Source organism: Levilactobacillus acidifarinae DSM 19394 = JCM 15949, assembly GCF_001434835.1.
GTDB lineage: Bacteria > Bacillota > Bacilli > Lactobacillales > Lactobacillaceae > Levilactobacillus > Levilactobacillus acidifarinae.
This window is the reverse complement of sequence record NZ_AZDV01000007.1, coordinates 40,880-54,951: the sequence shown is the minus strand read 5'-3', so window position 1 is coordinate 54,951 and position 14,072 is coordinate 40,880. Positions and strand designations below refer to the sequence as shown.

At 54.3% G+C, this 14,072-nt stretch carries 15 protein-coding genes; 4 read left to right on the top strand and 11 right to left on the bottom strand.

Features of this window, described 5'->3' with window-relative positions; translation table 11 throughout:
- Window positions 1-12: 12 nt before the first annotated feature.
- The gene (gene pth, locus FD25_RS05705) at window positions 13-570 is read right to left on the bottom strand and encodes an aminoacyl-tRNA hydrolase (RefSeq protein ID WP_057802245.1); all 558 of its coding nucleotides are present in this window, start codon (window positions 568-570) and stop codon (window positions 13-15) included.
- 291 nt (window positions 571-861) lie between these two features.
- On the opposite strand from pth, the gene FD25_RS05700 reads away from it, so the two are divergent.
- From FD25_RS05700 to cbpA, 3 genes are all read left to right on the top strand, one after another.
- A complete protein-coding gene (locus tag FD25_RS05700) occupies window positions 862-1,827 on the top strand; it encodes an L-lactate dehydrogenase (RefSeq protein WP_057802243.1) in 966 nt (321 codons plus the stop codon).
- 511 nt (window positions 1,828-2,338) lie between these two features.
- Window positions 2,339-3,727, top strand: coding sequence for a L,D-transpeptidase family protein (locus tag FD25_RS05695; RefSeq protein WP_057802268.1), 1,389 nt, complete (start codon window positions 2,339-2,341; stop codon window positions 3,725-3,727).
- A gap of 221 nt (window positions 3,728-3,948) precedes the next feature.
- The gene (cbpA, locus tag FD25_RS05690; protein ID WP_057802241.1) at window positions 3,949-4,590 is read left to right on the top strand and encodes a cyclic di-AMP binding protein CbpA; all 642 of its coding nucleotides are present in this window, start codon (window positions 3,949-3,951) and stop codon (window positions 4,588-4,590) included.
- Between the two features lie 68 nt (window positions 4,591-4,658).
- Here the strand turns inward: cbpA and FD25_RS05685 are convergent, their stop codons facing one another.
- From FD25_RS05685 to acpS, 4 genes are all read right to left on the bottom strand, one after another.
- A complete protein-coding gene (locus FD25_RS05685) occupies window positions 4,659-5,075 on the bottom strand; it encodes a type II toxin-antitoxin system PemK/MazF family toxin (RefSeq protein ID WP_057802240.1) in 417 nt (138 codons plus the stop codon).
- Window positions 5,076-5,105: 30 nt separating this feature from the next.
- Window positions 5,106-5,333 carry a hypothetical protein gene (locus FD25_RS05680; RefSeq protein WP_057802238.1) on the bottom strand — a complete coding sequence of 76 codons (228 nt, stop codon included), beginning with the start codon at window positions 5,331-5,333 and terminating at the stop codon, window positions 5,106-5,108.
- 82 nt (window positions 5,334-5,415) lie between these two features.
- Entirely contained in the window at window positions 5,416-6,543 is a 1,128-nt protein-coding gene (gene alr / locus FD25_RS05675; protein ID WP_057802235.1) for an alanine racemase, read from the bottom strand.
- Complete coding sequence (gene acpS, locus FD25_RS05670; RefSeq protein ID WP_057802233.1) at window positions 6,543-6,905, bottom strand: holo-ACP synthase; 363 nt, start codon at window positions 6,903-6,905, stop codon at window positions 6,543-6,545. The genes alr and acpS overlap by 1 nt, the downstream gene beginning before the upstream one ends.
- A gap of 287 nt (window positions 6,906-7,192) precedes the next feature.
- Here acpS and FD25_RS05665 point away from each other — a divergent pair, with 287 nt between their 5' ends.
- Window positions 7,193-7,909, top strand: coding sequence for a gamma-glutamyl-gamma-aminobutyrate hydrolase family protein (locus FD25_RS05665; RefSeq protein WP_057802231.1), 717 nt, complete (start codon window positions 7,193-7,195; stop codon window positions 7,907-7,909).
- A gap of 211 nt (window positions 7,910-8,120) precedes the next feature.
- On the opposite strand, the gene FD25_RS05660 is transcribed toward FD25_RS05665, so the two are convergent.
- From FD25_RS05660 to dapD, 6 genes are all read right to left on the bottom strand, one after another.
- Window positions 8,121-9,173 carry an aspartate-semialdehyde dehydrogenase gene (locus FD25_RS05660; RefSeq protein WP_057802230.1) on the bottom strand — a complete coding sequence of 351 codons (1,053 nt, stop codon included), beginning with the start codon at window positions 9,171-9,173 and terminating at the stop codon, window positions 8,121-8,123.
- A 33-nt stretch (window positions 9,174-9,206) separates the two neighbouring features.
- The gene (locus FD25_RS05655; RefSeq protein ID WP_057802227.1) at window positions 9,207-10,403 is read right to left on the bottom strand and encodes an aminotransferase class I/II-fold pyridoxal phosphate-dependent enzyme; all 1,197 of its coding nucleotides are present in this window, start codon (window positions 10,401-10,403) and stop codon (window positions 9,207-9,209) included.
- Window positions 10,404-10,544: 141 nt separating this feature from the next.
- Window positions 10,545-11,321 carry a 4-hydroxy-tetrahydrodipicolinate reductase gene (dapB, locus tag FD25_RS05650; protein ID WP_057802225.1) on the bottom strand — a complete coding sequence of 259 codons (777 nt, stop codon included), beginning with the start codon at window positions 11,319-11,321 and terminating at the stop codon, window positions 10,545-10,547.
- Window positions 11,318-12,208, bottom strand: coding sequence for a 4-hydroxy-tetrahydrodipicolinate synthase (dapA, locus tag FD25_RS05645; protein WP_057802223.1), 891 nt, complete (start codon window positions 12,206-12,208; stop codon window positions 11,318-11,320). The genes dapB and dapA overlap by 4 nt, the downstream gene beginning before the upstream one ends.
- A 13-nt stretch (window positions 12,209-12,221) precedes the next feature.
- Window positions 12,222-13,370 carry an N-acetyldiaminopimelate deacetylase gene (locus FD25_RS05640; RefSeq protein WP_057802221.1) on the bottom strand — a complete coding sequence of 383 codons (1,149 nt, stop codon included), beginning with the start codon at window positions 13,368-13,370 and terminating at the stop codon, window positions 12,222-12,224.
- Window positions 13,367-14,071, bottom strand: a complete 705-nt coding sequence (dapD, locus tag FD25_RS05635; RefSeq protein ID WP_057802219.1) for a 2,3,4,5-tetrahydropyridine-2,6-dicarboxylate N-acetyltransferase — start codon at window positions 14,069-14,071, stop codon at window positions 13,367-13,369. Before dapD ends, FD25_RS05640 begins: the two co-directional genes overlap by 4 nt.
- Between the last annotated feature and the right edge of the window lies 1 nt (window position 14,072).

Here is a 14,072-nt window from a genome sequence, read left to right as displayed (position 1 = left end):
TAACTTCCTATCTTAATTGTACCGGTTCATCAATTGGGCAAAGTCCATCCCGGCCACCCAGTCTTCCAGCGCAGCGACCGCGTGATCACTAGCCTGGTTAAAGACCGGTTGCTGGTCCGCCGTGAAGCGACCCAGCACGTAGTCTACGACCGTGTGTTGTTGGGGATGGGCGATGCCGACCTTAATCCGGGCAAAGTCTTGGGTGCCGACATGCGCAATCAAGCTCTTGATTCCGTTGTGGCCCCCCGCGGACCCGTGATCTCGTAAGCGAATGCGGCCCAACGGCAGGTCCATGTCGTCTTGCACGACGATCAGATCTTCCACGGGTACCTTGTAGTACTGCATCAACGGGTGGACTGCCCGTCCCGACTCGTTCATAAACGTGGTCGGTTTCACAATCATGACCTTTTCCCCGTTAATCACGCCCATACCGTACCGGGCATCCATCTTGCGGGTGGTTAGGTCGATCTGGTGGGCCTGTGCCAAAGCGTCGACCACCATGAAGCCGGTGTTGTGCCGGGTATTATCGTATTGGGGACCAATGTTTCCCAAACCAACAATCATTTTCATTTTTAAGTAAGTTCTCCCTTATTACTATTGAATTTAAAATCAGAAACAAAATAGCCGGACGACCGCGTGGCCGTTCAGCTGGCTGTTTACTTTTTCGTTCTTAGTCAACCGTCATTAGTATAGCATAGTCCCCTAGCAACTTCACTCCTGGCGACTAGGCTTAGCCGTTGGGCGCCAAAACAATTCAATTTGTGAAATTTACGCCTTTGGGTCGTGGCCGCTGGTTAAGTTACATGTTATACTTACATTTGGGTATTTTAGCGTACCTGGATGTCAAAATTTATTTAGGAGATGAAGAATTTGACTACTAAGAATCATCAAAAAGTTGTTTTAGTCGGTGACGGTGCCGTTGGCTCGTCTTACGCCTACTCAATGATGAACCAAGGTATTGCCGAAGAATTCGTAATTGTGGATGTTATTAAGGAACGGACTGAAGGAGACGCTTTAGACCTTGAAGATGCCCAAGTCTTCACGGCACCTAAGAAAGTCTACTCTGGTGACTACTCCGACGCCAAGGATGCTGACGTAGTTGTCATCACCGCTGGTGCCCCACAAAAGCCAGGCGAAACGCGTTTGGACTTGGTTAACAAGAACTTGAAGATCTTGTCTTCCATTGTTAAGCCAATCGTCGACTCCGGTTTCGATGGTATCTTCGTTGTTGCTGCTAACCCAGTAGACATCTTGACCTACGCTACTTGGAAGTTCTCTGGCTTCCCTAAGGAAAAGGTTATTGGTTCCGGGACTTCTTTGGACACGGCTCGTTTACGGGTTGCTTTGGCTAAGAAGCTTGACGTGGACCCTCGCGACGTGAACGCCTTCATCATGGGTGAACACGGTGACTCCGAATTCGCCGCTTACGACGAAGCCTCAGTTGCCGGCAAGCCATTGAAGACCATTGCTAAGGAAAAGGGCATCACTGATGACGACTTAGCAAAGATCGAAGACGATACGCGGAACAAGGCTTACGAAATCATCAACCGTAAGGGTGCAACCTTCTATGGTGTCGCGACCTGCTTAATGCGGATCACGCGGGCAATTTTACGCGACGAAAACGCCGTATTGCCTATCGGGGCTGCTCTGAACGGTGAATATGGCTTGAACGATATCTTTATTGGTACGCCAGCCATCATCAACGCCAGTGGTTTAGCCGGAGTCGTTGAGTTACCACTTTCCGCTAAGGAAAAGGACTTAATGGCCAAGTCCGCTGAAACCTTGAAGAAGGTTACGGCCGACGGTTTAGCTAACTTAAACAAGTAATCTACCTAGATTACGGCAAAAGGTCATCCCGCGGGATGACCTTTTTTGTGTCACCATGTGTCTTGCTTCCAATTTTTAGCCGTTCTGGTGGTCACTCCCGGCTTATTTACGAAGACCTTCCCGGGCGGAAAAAGCTCCCTAATACTTCAGGCTGTTAAAGTTTTTCAAAACCGGTCACTTCCCTGTAACGTCAACGATGAAACCCCTCTCAAAAATTGCTTTTCCATTGTCTTTTAAGGCTATTTGAAGTAACCTGATGATATGATATCGGTGATTGAACGAGTTGCCAGCTAGGACCTTAGTTGGTCGCTGGCGCCAATTAATGAGGGGTTTGGATTGGCGTTGTCAGCTCGTTAACTTACCTATTGTTGCTCTGGGACGCACCGAGCTCATTAATTCTGTCATCGGAAACGAACTCACGTTCAAAAAGGGGCTTCACACTATTTAATCCAGGAGGTGAACCGGATCTCTCTGCGAAGGTTAAGTGACCGGAGCAGCCGATCCGAACTTAATGAAAAAGCGAAAAGCAGTCGTTATCGGCATCGTCACCGCCTGCGTGGCGGTCGGTGCCATTTACGTTGGCCAAGCACTCCACTACTCGTCAGCCAACGTCTTCTTTAAGGATACCCAAATTGCCGGCGTCAACGTCGGTGGGAGTACGGCCAAACAAGCCGCAACTAAGTTAAAGGCCGCCATGCAGGATCAGAAATTAACCTTAAAGGACGGTCAGAAAACGGTCGCGGCGTTCAACACTCAGCAGGCCGACCTAAAGGTGACGTCGACCAAGGCCTTACAACAACTCATCAATAAGCAAAACGCTTGGAGTTGGCCCAGCCACGTGACCACGGCCACGGCGGATAGCATCAAGCTCAACGCCAGCAATGAGAATCATCAAAGCATTTTAACCCTGGCTAAGCAGATTACGACCAAAGCTAACCAGACGCGGACGGCTTCGAAGGACGCCTCGTTCACTTACCAGAACGACCAACTCCAGGTAACTAAGGAAGTTAACGGGAACCAACTGGACACCGCCAAGGTTGCCAGCTCAATTACCGCAGCCATCGAACAGGGCCACACCACAGTCAACGTCGACCGGGATTACATCAAACCCCAGGTCACCACGACTAGTGCCAGTTTCAAGACGGCCAAGGCTAAAGCCCAAGCCATCACCAAGCAAACCTACGTTTATAAATTAAGCAACCATAAAATTACTTTGTCCGCTAACACTTTGGGCAACTGGTTGACCTTGAAGAATGGCCAACTCACGACCAACCAAACGGCCATCAAACAATACCTGACCAAGCTGAGTCATCAGTACGGCACCATCAACAAGACCCGGACGTTCAAGTCCACGAAACGAGGCACGGTCAAGGTTAAGGCTGGGCTGTACGGCTGGAGCATCAACGTCAAAAAGGAAACGCCAGCCCTCAGCAAGTTGATCCTCGCGGGTAAGGGCATGACCCGGACCCCCGTTATCCAAGGCTCCGGCTACCACAGTAACGGAACGGATATTGGTAACTCCTACGTGGAAGTCGATAAGACCAACCAACACATGTGGGTCTACAAGAACGGTAAGGTCGTCGTGTCAACCGACGTGGTCACCGGCTTACCGACGACGGCTCATCACACCCCGACCGGTGTCTGGGTCATCTGGAGCAAGCAACGAAATACGACGTTACGCGGACAAAACGACAACGGTTCCAGTTACGCTTCCAAGGTGAAGTACTGGATGCCCGTTGACGATACCGGTGTCGGGATTCACGATTCGTCGTGGCAACCGCAATACGGGGGCACGTGGTACAAGCAACACGGTTCCCACGGGTGTGTCAACACACCACCTTCTCAGATTGCGTCAGTTTACGCAAACGTGAAGGTCGGGACCCCCGTCATCATTTTCTAAAATTTAATCATATTCTCAAAAAACGGCAGTCGTTTTCAGGCGACTGCCGTTTTTTTACTGGGGGAGGTTCGTACGGTACGGTTGATTTATCGGGACCGTCTTCGTCAATCTTAACCCGTCGTTTACCACCTTTATTAAAAATAAACTACCTAATAATCGCCGAATATGGTATCATTAGAAAAGATTATGAGAAGTTTTCTAATTTTAGGAGGTCATCTGCTATGTTGCTTAAATCCCTAGTGAAACCGAAGGAACGCTTAGTGACGGTTCGCGAGGATGTTACCCTGGAACAGGCCTTAAAAGTCCTTGAAGATTCCGGGTACCGTTGTGTGCCGATTCTAGATGAAACGGGGCAAATTTTCCGGGGGAACATCTACAAGATGCACATTTACCGCCATAAATCACGGGGCGGCGATATGCAGTTACCAGTGACGTCCCTGTTAAAAAATGCCACGAAATTCATTTCCGTAAACGCCGCTTTCTTCAACGTCTTCTTCTCGATTAAGGACTTACCTTACATCGCGGTGTTAGACGACAAGAACGCCTTTTACGGGATTCTGACCCACACCCGGTTGATGGACATGCTGTCCCAATCCTGGAACGTCAACATCGGTAGTTACGTCTTAACCGTCGTTTCAGCCGGTGAACGCGGTGACCTAGCTGGCATGGCCAAGGTCATCACCAAGTACACCTCGATTGCCAGCGTCATCAGTCTGGATGCACAAGAAGGCGAACTGGTTCACCGGACCATGTTCACCCTCCCCGCCGAAGTCGACGAAGATAAGCTCGACCGGATTGTGCACGCCCTGGAACGCAAAGAATTCCACGTGCCCGAAATTGAAGATTTACGTCACGAAAACTAAGCTATTACGTAAAAACGGGCGGTTCCCAAAAGGACCGTCCGTTTTTGTTTGACCAAAAACGCGCAGCATCACTGCACGCGCGTCTGTCGATTACTATGTACTTTTTTAGTTGGTCGTTTCTTCCGGGACCGATCCGCCAGACCGATGCTAGTGGCCAACGCCGCGTCAACCGCGGCCATGGTCTTAACATCTAAATGTGTCACCTGGTCTTTTAACCGTTGCTTATCAATCGTCCGGATTTGTTCAAGCAAAATGACGGAATCCCGCTCAATGCCGGTATTGTCCGCCGAAATACCGACGTGCGTCGGCATTTTGGGCTTCTCAATCCGGGCGGTGATTGCCGCCACGATTACGGTCGGACTGTAGTGGTTCCCCACGTTGTTTTGAATCACCAACACGGGGCGCATGCCACCCTGTTCCGAACCAACGACCGGTGATAGATCGGCGAAGAATACGTCACCGCGTTTAACTTCAACACGGGCCATGGGCCGCCATCCCCTATCTCTATTATATTATTAATGTTGTGTCATGCGAAATTGAGTCAACCGGCGCTCTGCTTCTTCCTCACAGGGCGTAAAGGCCCGCGTTAAATCGCGATTGATCAACGCCATTGCCTGGTAACCAATAATCAAGGCCAACTGCTGCGCATCCGCCGCCGGTAGGGGCACTAACGCCTGTCGCCGAACATTCCGAGAGATCTGCACCCGAAACTTAGGGTGAACTGCTTGCTGAGAACGGATCATGATAACCCTCCTAGTGGTTAATCAACTCTTCTCATACAGTTTACCACGAATCAATTACCCTTGAAACGACAATCCATATAAATTAATTGAGATAGTGTCGCGGCAAACGACTGGTGAAGCCGCACGCAATCTCGTAATGGATCGTCCCACAGTAGTCCGCCACATCTTGTAACGTGATCGTCTGGCCACCATTTTGACCGACCAACGTTACCCGGGTCCCCCGCACGTAATTCTGCGGTAAGCGCACCATCAGTTGGTCCATGCAAACCCGGCCGACGATTTCGCAGAACTGGCCCCCGACGAGCACGTGGAAACCCTGAAGACGACGTTCGTAACCGTCCGCGTACCCAATTGGTACCGTGCCGATCCATTCGTCGGCTTGCGCCGTATAGGTCGCGCCGTAACTCACGGATTCGCCCGCGTGTAACCGTTTCGTGTAGACCAGTTCGCTGACCAATTGCATAGCGGGCTGTAACGGATAAGGCGTGGTGGTAATGGCCGTCCCAGACGGGTTTAGCCCGTAACCGGCGACCCCAAACCGGACCATGTTGTCGTTGCAAGCGTCGTGCCACAGGCTCGTGGCGGAATTCGAGACGTGCACGTAACGTGGCCGGAACGGCAAGACTGCCGTTAAGGCTTGCCACTTCGCGACCTGTTGTTTAAAGTACGTGTCGTCCGGATCGTCGGCCGTGGAGAAGTGGGTAAAGATCCCTTCAAAGTTAAAGTCGTCGACCTTAACGCTCAGAAAGTTCAGGGCGGCCTTCAGGTCATCGGTAGTCCGAAACCCAATTCGGCCCATCCCGGTATCTAAGCCTAAGTGGACGTTAAGCGGTCGGTTATGGTGTGTAAGTTCCAGATAACGACTGGCCTCTTGCAACCACTTCAGGTCCGCCACCACGGTCGATACCTGGGCTTGGGCCATTAACACGGCATCCTCTGGTCGCGTCACGCCCAAAACCAGAATCGGTTCGTTAAAGCCGGCAGCCCGTAATTCTAATGCTTCGTCTAAAATCGCCACGCAAAAACCCGTGGCCCCCGCGTCCTTAGCCGCTTGGGCGACCTGCGCGGCCCCGTGACCGTACCCGTTAGCCTTGACGACCATGAAGAGTTCACAGTCCGACTTTAAGCGTTTAACCTCTGTCTGAATGTTGTGCCGTAAGGCTTGGCGATCAATCACCAAGCGCGTTGGCCGATGTTTCCCTACTGCCATTATGCCTGCCCTCTTTCTAGAATAACCTGTGTCATGACCACGCTCGCGGTGTGGGAAATCGACACGTGAGCCATGCCCCCAAATGGTTGAAACTTAACGACGGGACGTCCCGCGGTATTGTCGCGCACCTCGAGGTCTTGAAACCCAAAGTCGTGCCCGATACCGGTGCCCAGAGCCTTCCCATAGGACTCCTTAACCGACCAACGCCCACCCAGATACTCGATGGCCCGCTGACCACTTAATTGTTGATAATCGGCAAGTTCGCCGGGCGTTAATACCCGCGTCAAAAAGTTGGGATACTTCGTCACCACTTCTTTGACCCGGGCTAAATCCGTAATATCAATACCGGTGCCGTAAATCATGGTCTCGCCCCCTAAAACGTCTAAGCCATATTTTAACACAGCAGCGGATTGATGGGTGCACCGTTTAACTGGTTAGCCTAAAATGTTACCAAATCACTAGAAATCCCGCGGTTAAGGTGCTGAGTGGCCACCCTAACGTGATGAATTTTCACGTTTCCCTAGGACTTTTCTCGTAACGGTTACGGACCTGACCACCACAACCGTCGTCAGAGAAGAACACCAGTTGACAATCAGGGCCCTTCAGCTAGAATTAGCTCTATGACAACAGCATAAGGGAGTTGGCTTTAATGCGTAAACTTATTGGGATCACGGCGGATGTCCTCTTCGAAACGACACCCGTCATCAACGAAAAACACGCCGACTTCGTCCCCCGTGACGCGGTCAACGCGGTACTGGCGACCGGTGGCATTCCCGTCAGTCTGCCCCACTTACCGGCAGACCAGGTAGACGGCCTGCTCAGTCGACTGGACGGCATCATCTTTACCGGCGGGCCGGACATCGACCCCACCCTCTTCGGGGAGGACCCCGTTCCGGCGTTAGGCCTCACCTACCGCCCCCGCGACCTGTTCGAAGTCGCTCTGGCTCAGCACGCGGTGGCCCAGCACATCCCCATTCTAGGCATCTGTCGGGGAATGCAAATCATTAACGTCGCCCTGGGGGGCACCCTCTATCAGGATCTGGCCTCCCAATACCCTAGCGACTATCGGATTCAACACCACCAACAGGCGCCCGGAAATCTGCCGACCCACCACGTCACGGTCGGTCCTTCGGCACTCCAACGGGCGGTGGGTCCCCACCCCTTCGTTAACTCGCGCCATCATCAGGCCATCAAGACCCCGGCGCCCGGTGTGCGGGTGGTTGCCCGGGCCAACGACGGGGTGATCGAAGGCATCGAAACGCCCAACGTCAACGTTCAGGGCGTTCAGTGGCACCCCGAAAACATGTGGGCGGAAGACCCGCGGCAACGGGCCCTGTTTCAGGCCTTCGTGGATCGTTTGAACTAGCCTGCAAAACTAACCGGAAACGTTAATAGGGGACCTTCGCAACTTGCGAAGGTCCCCTATTAGTCTGGTCTGAATTCAGTTGATTGGGAATGCCCAAACCCGGTCATGAAACACCAGCCGGATATCCCCTTTTCTAACGTGTCGTTTGGCTCACCGGTACCCGTTTTGCCCACACGCACCGGTCAAACGTTTCTTCACTTTAAGACAATACTTAGACCAGCTTTTGGGCAACTAAGCGTTCCGCGATTTGAACCGTGTTCCACGCCGCACCCTTTAACAGGTTATCGGACACAATCCAGAGATTGAACGCCCCCGGATTTTCCAAATCGGCACGAATCCGCCCCACGAAAGTCTCGCGCTTGCCGGTCGCGTTGATGGGTTGCGGGTAGACCTGATGGGCCGGGTCGTCCTGTAAGACCACGCCGGGCGCCGCGTCGATCGCCGCTCTGAGTTCGTCGACCGTGGCGTCCGGATCGCCGGTATCGATCCAGACGGATTCCCCGTGACTAATCGGGACGGGCACCCGCACACAGGTCGCCGTGACCTTAATGTCGGGCGCGTCCATGTCGTTCAACATGATTTTCTTGGTTTCGTGAATCATTTTCCACTCTTCGTGGGAGTAATAGTTATCTTCCAACACATCAATTTGCGGCAATAAGTTAAAGGCTAACGGGTAGTGCTTGGGTTCCCCCTTGGTCGGGAAGATCGTCGCTTGCATGTCTTTGTGATCCAGGTAATCCTGGGCTTCACTGTACAGTTCGTTTAGTGCGGACTGGCCCGCACCAGAAGCGGCCTGATAGGTCGACACGATGATCTGCTTGAGTCCCACGGCCTGACGAATCGGTTCCAAGGCCACCATCATCATGATGGTCGAACAGTTTGGGTTGGCGATAATACCGTGATGCCGCGGCAACACGTTCTCGTTGACCTCGGGAACCACCAACGGCACGTCTGGCTCCATCCGAAAGGCACTGGTGTTGTCGACACAGACCGCCCCGCGCTTAACGGCTTCCGGCAGGAATTTCTTAGACACGCTCCCGCCCGCCGAAGCTAACACGATGTCGACGCCGGTAAACGATTCCGGCTTGGCTTCTTCCACCGTCACCTGCTGGTCCTTAAACGTGAGCACCTTGCCCGCCGAACGTTGGGAGGCTAATAACTTCAACTTGGCGACCGGAATCGTCGAAGCGGCTAACTGTTGAATCATCCGCGTTCCCACGGCACCCGTCGCCCCTAAAATTGCCACTATATACCCTTCACTCATAAACCTGTCACCCTTTCTCATATGCCACTAAATCTAAGCGTGTTGCGTTAATTTCTCCGTAAAGACGGCCAACCGAGCCATCGCCGTTTGAATATCGGCCATGGACGCCGCATAGGAAATCCGGAAGTAGCCTTCACCGCTCTCCCCGAAACAGTTCCCCGGCGTCACCCCCACCTTGCCTTCTTCGGCTAGCTTCTCGGCAAATTCAACCGAACTCAACTGAAATTCGGCGGGAATCTTCGAGAAGGTATAGAAGGCCCCGGCAGGTTTTAAGGTCTGGTACCCTAAAGCGTTTAACTTTGCCACCACGAAGTCGCGCCGTTGACGGTAGGCTTCGCACATGGGCTTAGCATCGTCGCGGCCGGTGGTCAACGCCGCTAGCGCCGCGTACTGGGCCGGGTTCGACACGCTGGTCACGGCAAACCCGTGGACCTTCGTGGCGTTGGCGATAAAGTCGGCCGGACCCACAAAGTAGCCCACCCGGTAGCCGGTCATCGCGTGCGATTTGGATAGCCCGTTAACTAAAATGCTTTTACCGGGCAGCAGTTCGGCCATCGACACGTGGGGTTGGTCGTACGTTAATTCGGCGTAAATTTCGTCGGTCATCACGTACATGGATTGATCACGTACCACGTTGGCGATCTCTTCCAGTTGCGCCCGGGTGTATTCAAATCCCGTGGGGTTGCCCGGGAAGTTCAGGACCAACGCCTTCACGTTCTCAGCACCTTCGCGATCGATCACCGCTTGTAAATGCTTACCGGTCAGTTGAAACCCGTCGGCCGTGGTATCGATTTCCACCGGAATGGCCCCGAACAGCTTCACCACCGCCATGTACAACGAAAATGTTGGCGTGGGAATTAAAACCTTGTCACCGGGGTTTAAGATGGCCCCGAACGCCGCGAAGATGGCCTCCGTCGCGCCGACCGTGACCACCACTTCCGTTGCGGGATCGTAATGCACCCCAAACCGGTCGTCTAGGTAGTCACTAATGGCCTGCCGCAAGGGTAAAATTCCCTTTTGCGGGGCGTAGTGGGACTTGTTGGCCTTGATACTGTCGATGGCGGCCTGCTTGACGTGTTCGGGCACGTTAAAGTCGGGTTCGCCTAACGTTAACTTGATTAAATCGGGAATCTTTGCGAACTTCTGGGCGAAGTATCGAATCGGGGAAATCCCGATGGGAGCTACGGTTTGGTTCACGATATCCTTGACGTTTGCATCTAATTGGGGCATGCGCCCTCACCTCATTCGTTAAATTTTCGCTGGTGCTGGTCGTCTAATCAGCCAGCCTGCTACTAGCATACCCTGAAACCATTCACTTGTCTGCGTTTTCACAAATTGTTCATTCTTTCGTCCGAAGCACTTATCGGCGCCCTAAATCAATTGCTCCAACCCCACGATTAATTCATCGCGCGTCATCACCGCATCCAGCGCCAGCCGCACACCGGTCATAAATGACGTCCGGTCGGTGGTGCTTTGCTTGATGGTCAACGTTTCACCGGGCCCACCGAAAATGGCTTCCTCGTCGGCCACAAAGCCGGGTAAACGAATCGCGTGGATCTTGATGCCGTGATAGTCCCCACCGCGTGCCCCCAGGGGATCTTGTTCCCGGGGATTTCCGGACTCGTCGTGGCCCTGAGCGTCGTAAATCAACTTGGCCGTGTTCAGGGCGGTGCCGGACGGTGCGTCTAGCTTATCGTCATGGTGGTATTCCACCACCTCGGCGTGAGCGAAGTACTTAGCCGCCAATTGGGCGAACTTCATCATTAGTACGGCCGAAACCCCGAAGTTGGCGGCAATGATCCCGCCCACGTGCCGTTGGTCGGCCAAGCGTTTCAGGTCCGCAATCTGGGCCTCACTCATCCCGCTGGTCCCGATAACGGGTCGGATTCCGTGTTCAATGGCGAACTGGGTGTTGGCAAACGCCCCACCCGGCGTACTGAAATCGATCCACACGTCGGCGCCAATCGTAATCTGCTCGAGCTGGTTAAAGACCAAAACGGTCGGTTCTAGCCCGTACGTCGTGGGCGTCAAGTCCGTCACGGACGGATTGTAGACGCCAACTAGTTGGAGTTGCGCGTCCGCTTGAAGCATGGCAAGGACCTTTTGCCCCATGGCGCCGGTAAACCCGGACACAATCGCTGAAATCATTCCTGGACCTCCTCTTTGTCACCTAACGCCTGGTAAAGCCGAGCCTTTTCGTCGGCCGTTAGGGTCTGAATCGGCAACCGACAGCCGCCAACTTGATAACCCCGGTCGTTCAACACGGCCTTGACCGGCGCCGGTGACGGGTACATAAACAGTGCCGCCATCTTGGGCGTCAATTGGCGTTGCAGTGCCCCGGCGTGTTGCACGTGGCCGGTTTCTAGACTGTGATACATCGCCGCCATCTGATCGCCGTAAAGGTGTGAGGCCACGGAGACCACGCCGGTCGCCCCGATCACCTTGGCGAACAAGGCTTGGGCGTCTTCACCGGTGTAAACCAGAAAGTCCTGCGGCGCGTGTTCCACAATGTATTCCAGGTCACTCAGCGACCCACACTGCTTGATGCCCGCCACGTTAGCGACCTGCGCCAATTCCACGACAGTTTCCTTGGTCATGGTGACCCCGGTCCGGCCGGGAATGTTATAGATGATGATTGGCAAACCCGCCGTGGCCGCGATGGCCTTAAAGTGGGCAACCATCCCCCGTTGATTAGGTTTATTGTAGTACGGTACCACTTCTAAGGCGTAGTCGATCCCCGGAATCTGGGCGACCTGCCGGGTAAAGTCAATGGTCGCTTGGGTATTGTTGCTCCCACAGCCAGCAATGATCATCGCCCGGCCGGCCACAATTTTAGCGAACCGGGTGTAAAGTTCTAATTTTTCGGCCGTGGTCAACGTCGGGGTCTCCCCCGTGGTCCCGCCGATGACGAATCCGTTGGTCCCCGTGGCCAGCAACCGGTTGGTCAGGTGTTCTAGGGCCTCGTAATTGATGGCCGTTGCGTCAGCGTTAAACGGTGTGATGATTGCCGTGATTAAATCTGCTGTTTTCACCATGTCCACTCCTTTTTTAAGCTTGCATGCGTTGTTCTAAAAATCCGGTCATGGCCGTCACGCCCGCTATGATGGCTGCCTCGTGCGGCACAAAGGTCGCGGCGTGCAGCGCACCGGGACTATCCACGCCCAACCAGAACATGGTCCCCGGAATCTGCGCGAGTAGGTAGCCAAAGTCCTCACCCGTCATGGCCGGTCGGGTCTCCTGAAAGGCCACTTGCGGCGCCCGTTGCATGTACGTGATGAATCGTTGGGTGAGTTTGGGATTATTTTCAACGGGATAGTACCCGCCCTGATTAAAGTCAACGTCAATGGTCGCGTTGTAGGTTGCCGCCACGCCGTTAGCGACCTCCTGGACCCGTTGGCGGATCCGTAAGAGCATCTCCTGAGTCAGCCCCCGAATCGTCCCTTCTAACCGGGCCTCCCCGGCAATCACGTTGCGAATTGTCCCGGCCGTGACCTTCCCAAATGTGATCACGCCACAGCGCGTGGGGTCAATGTCCCGCGAGATAATGGTCTGCAGTTGCAGGATCAAAGCCGCGGCGATCACCACGGCATCGGTCGCTTCGTGGGGAAAGGCCGCGTGACCACTCTTACCGTGAACGGTCAGGTTGACCTCCGTGGTGCCGGCGAATAATGTCCCGTTGCGACACCCGATCGTCCCGGTCGGTAAATCGGGATTATCGTGTAGCCCGTAGAACTCGTCGACCCGGTAATCGCCGGTAAAGAGGCCCAAGTCATAGGCCCGTTTGCCCCCGCTTTCGCTTTCCTCGGCGGGTTGAAAGAAGAAGACCAGGTTATCGAGCGGCTGGTGGGTCGCAAAGTAACTCAGGATTCCCAAGGCGACACTCATGTGAATGTCATGTCCGCAGGCGTGCATCACGCCGGGATGCTGTGAACGCACCGCGTGGTCGGCCGGCTCACTGACCGGTAAAGCGTCGATGTCGGTCCGGTAGCCGATGGTCCGTTGGGGCCGACTACCGGCCACCCGAACTAGCAACGCCGTGGGTAACCGGGAATCCTCGTGGACGGTCAGGTAGACCTGCGAAAAACTTGCGATAACTTCCTTTAAATAGGCGTGTGTTTGCGTTTCGTGTAGCGCCAGCTCCGGAATCTGGTGGAGGTGGCGGCGAATCTGGATGAGTTGATCTTCAGTTAAGGTCATAGGCGGCGGAGGTCCTGTTCGATGTGGGTCTTATCAACGGTCTGCTGGTCTTTGACCTTCAAGATCCGTGCGGGAACCCCGGCGACCACGGCGTTTGGGGCCACGTCCTTAGTGACCACGGCCCCCGCGCCGACCACGGCGTTATCCCCGACTTCAATGCCTTCGAGGACCACCGCGTTGGCGCCCACCGTGACGTTGTTGCCGATGGTGACCGGCTTAGCGGACGCAGGTTCGACCACACCAGCCAAAACGGCGTTGGCGCCGATATGGGAATTTTGACCAACCGTGGCGCGGCCGCCCAAGACGGCCCCCATGTCGATCATGGTCCCCGCCCCAATCTCAGCGCCGATATTAATCACGGCGCCCATCATGACCACGGCGTTATCGCCAATCGTAACCTGGTCGCGGATAATGGCGCCCGGTTCGATCCGCGCGTTGACGTGTTCGATCGGGAGTAACGGGACCGCCGAGTTCTGGGCAGTCACTTCTAAATGATAGTCGGCCGCATCCCGGTCGGCGAGTAACGGGGCGATGGCCCGGTAATCGCCGTAGAGAATGGCGAAGTCCGCCGTCAGAAAACTCTGGACGTCTGCCGGAATGTCGGCGGCCGTGAAGTGACCTTTCAGGGTGACCTTGACCGGGGTGACCTTCTGGGCGTTGCCGATGTAGGCAATGATTTCTTCAGCACTTAATTTTTGCATC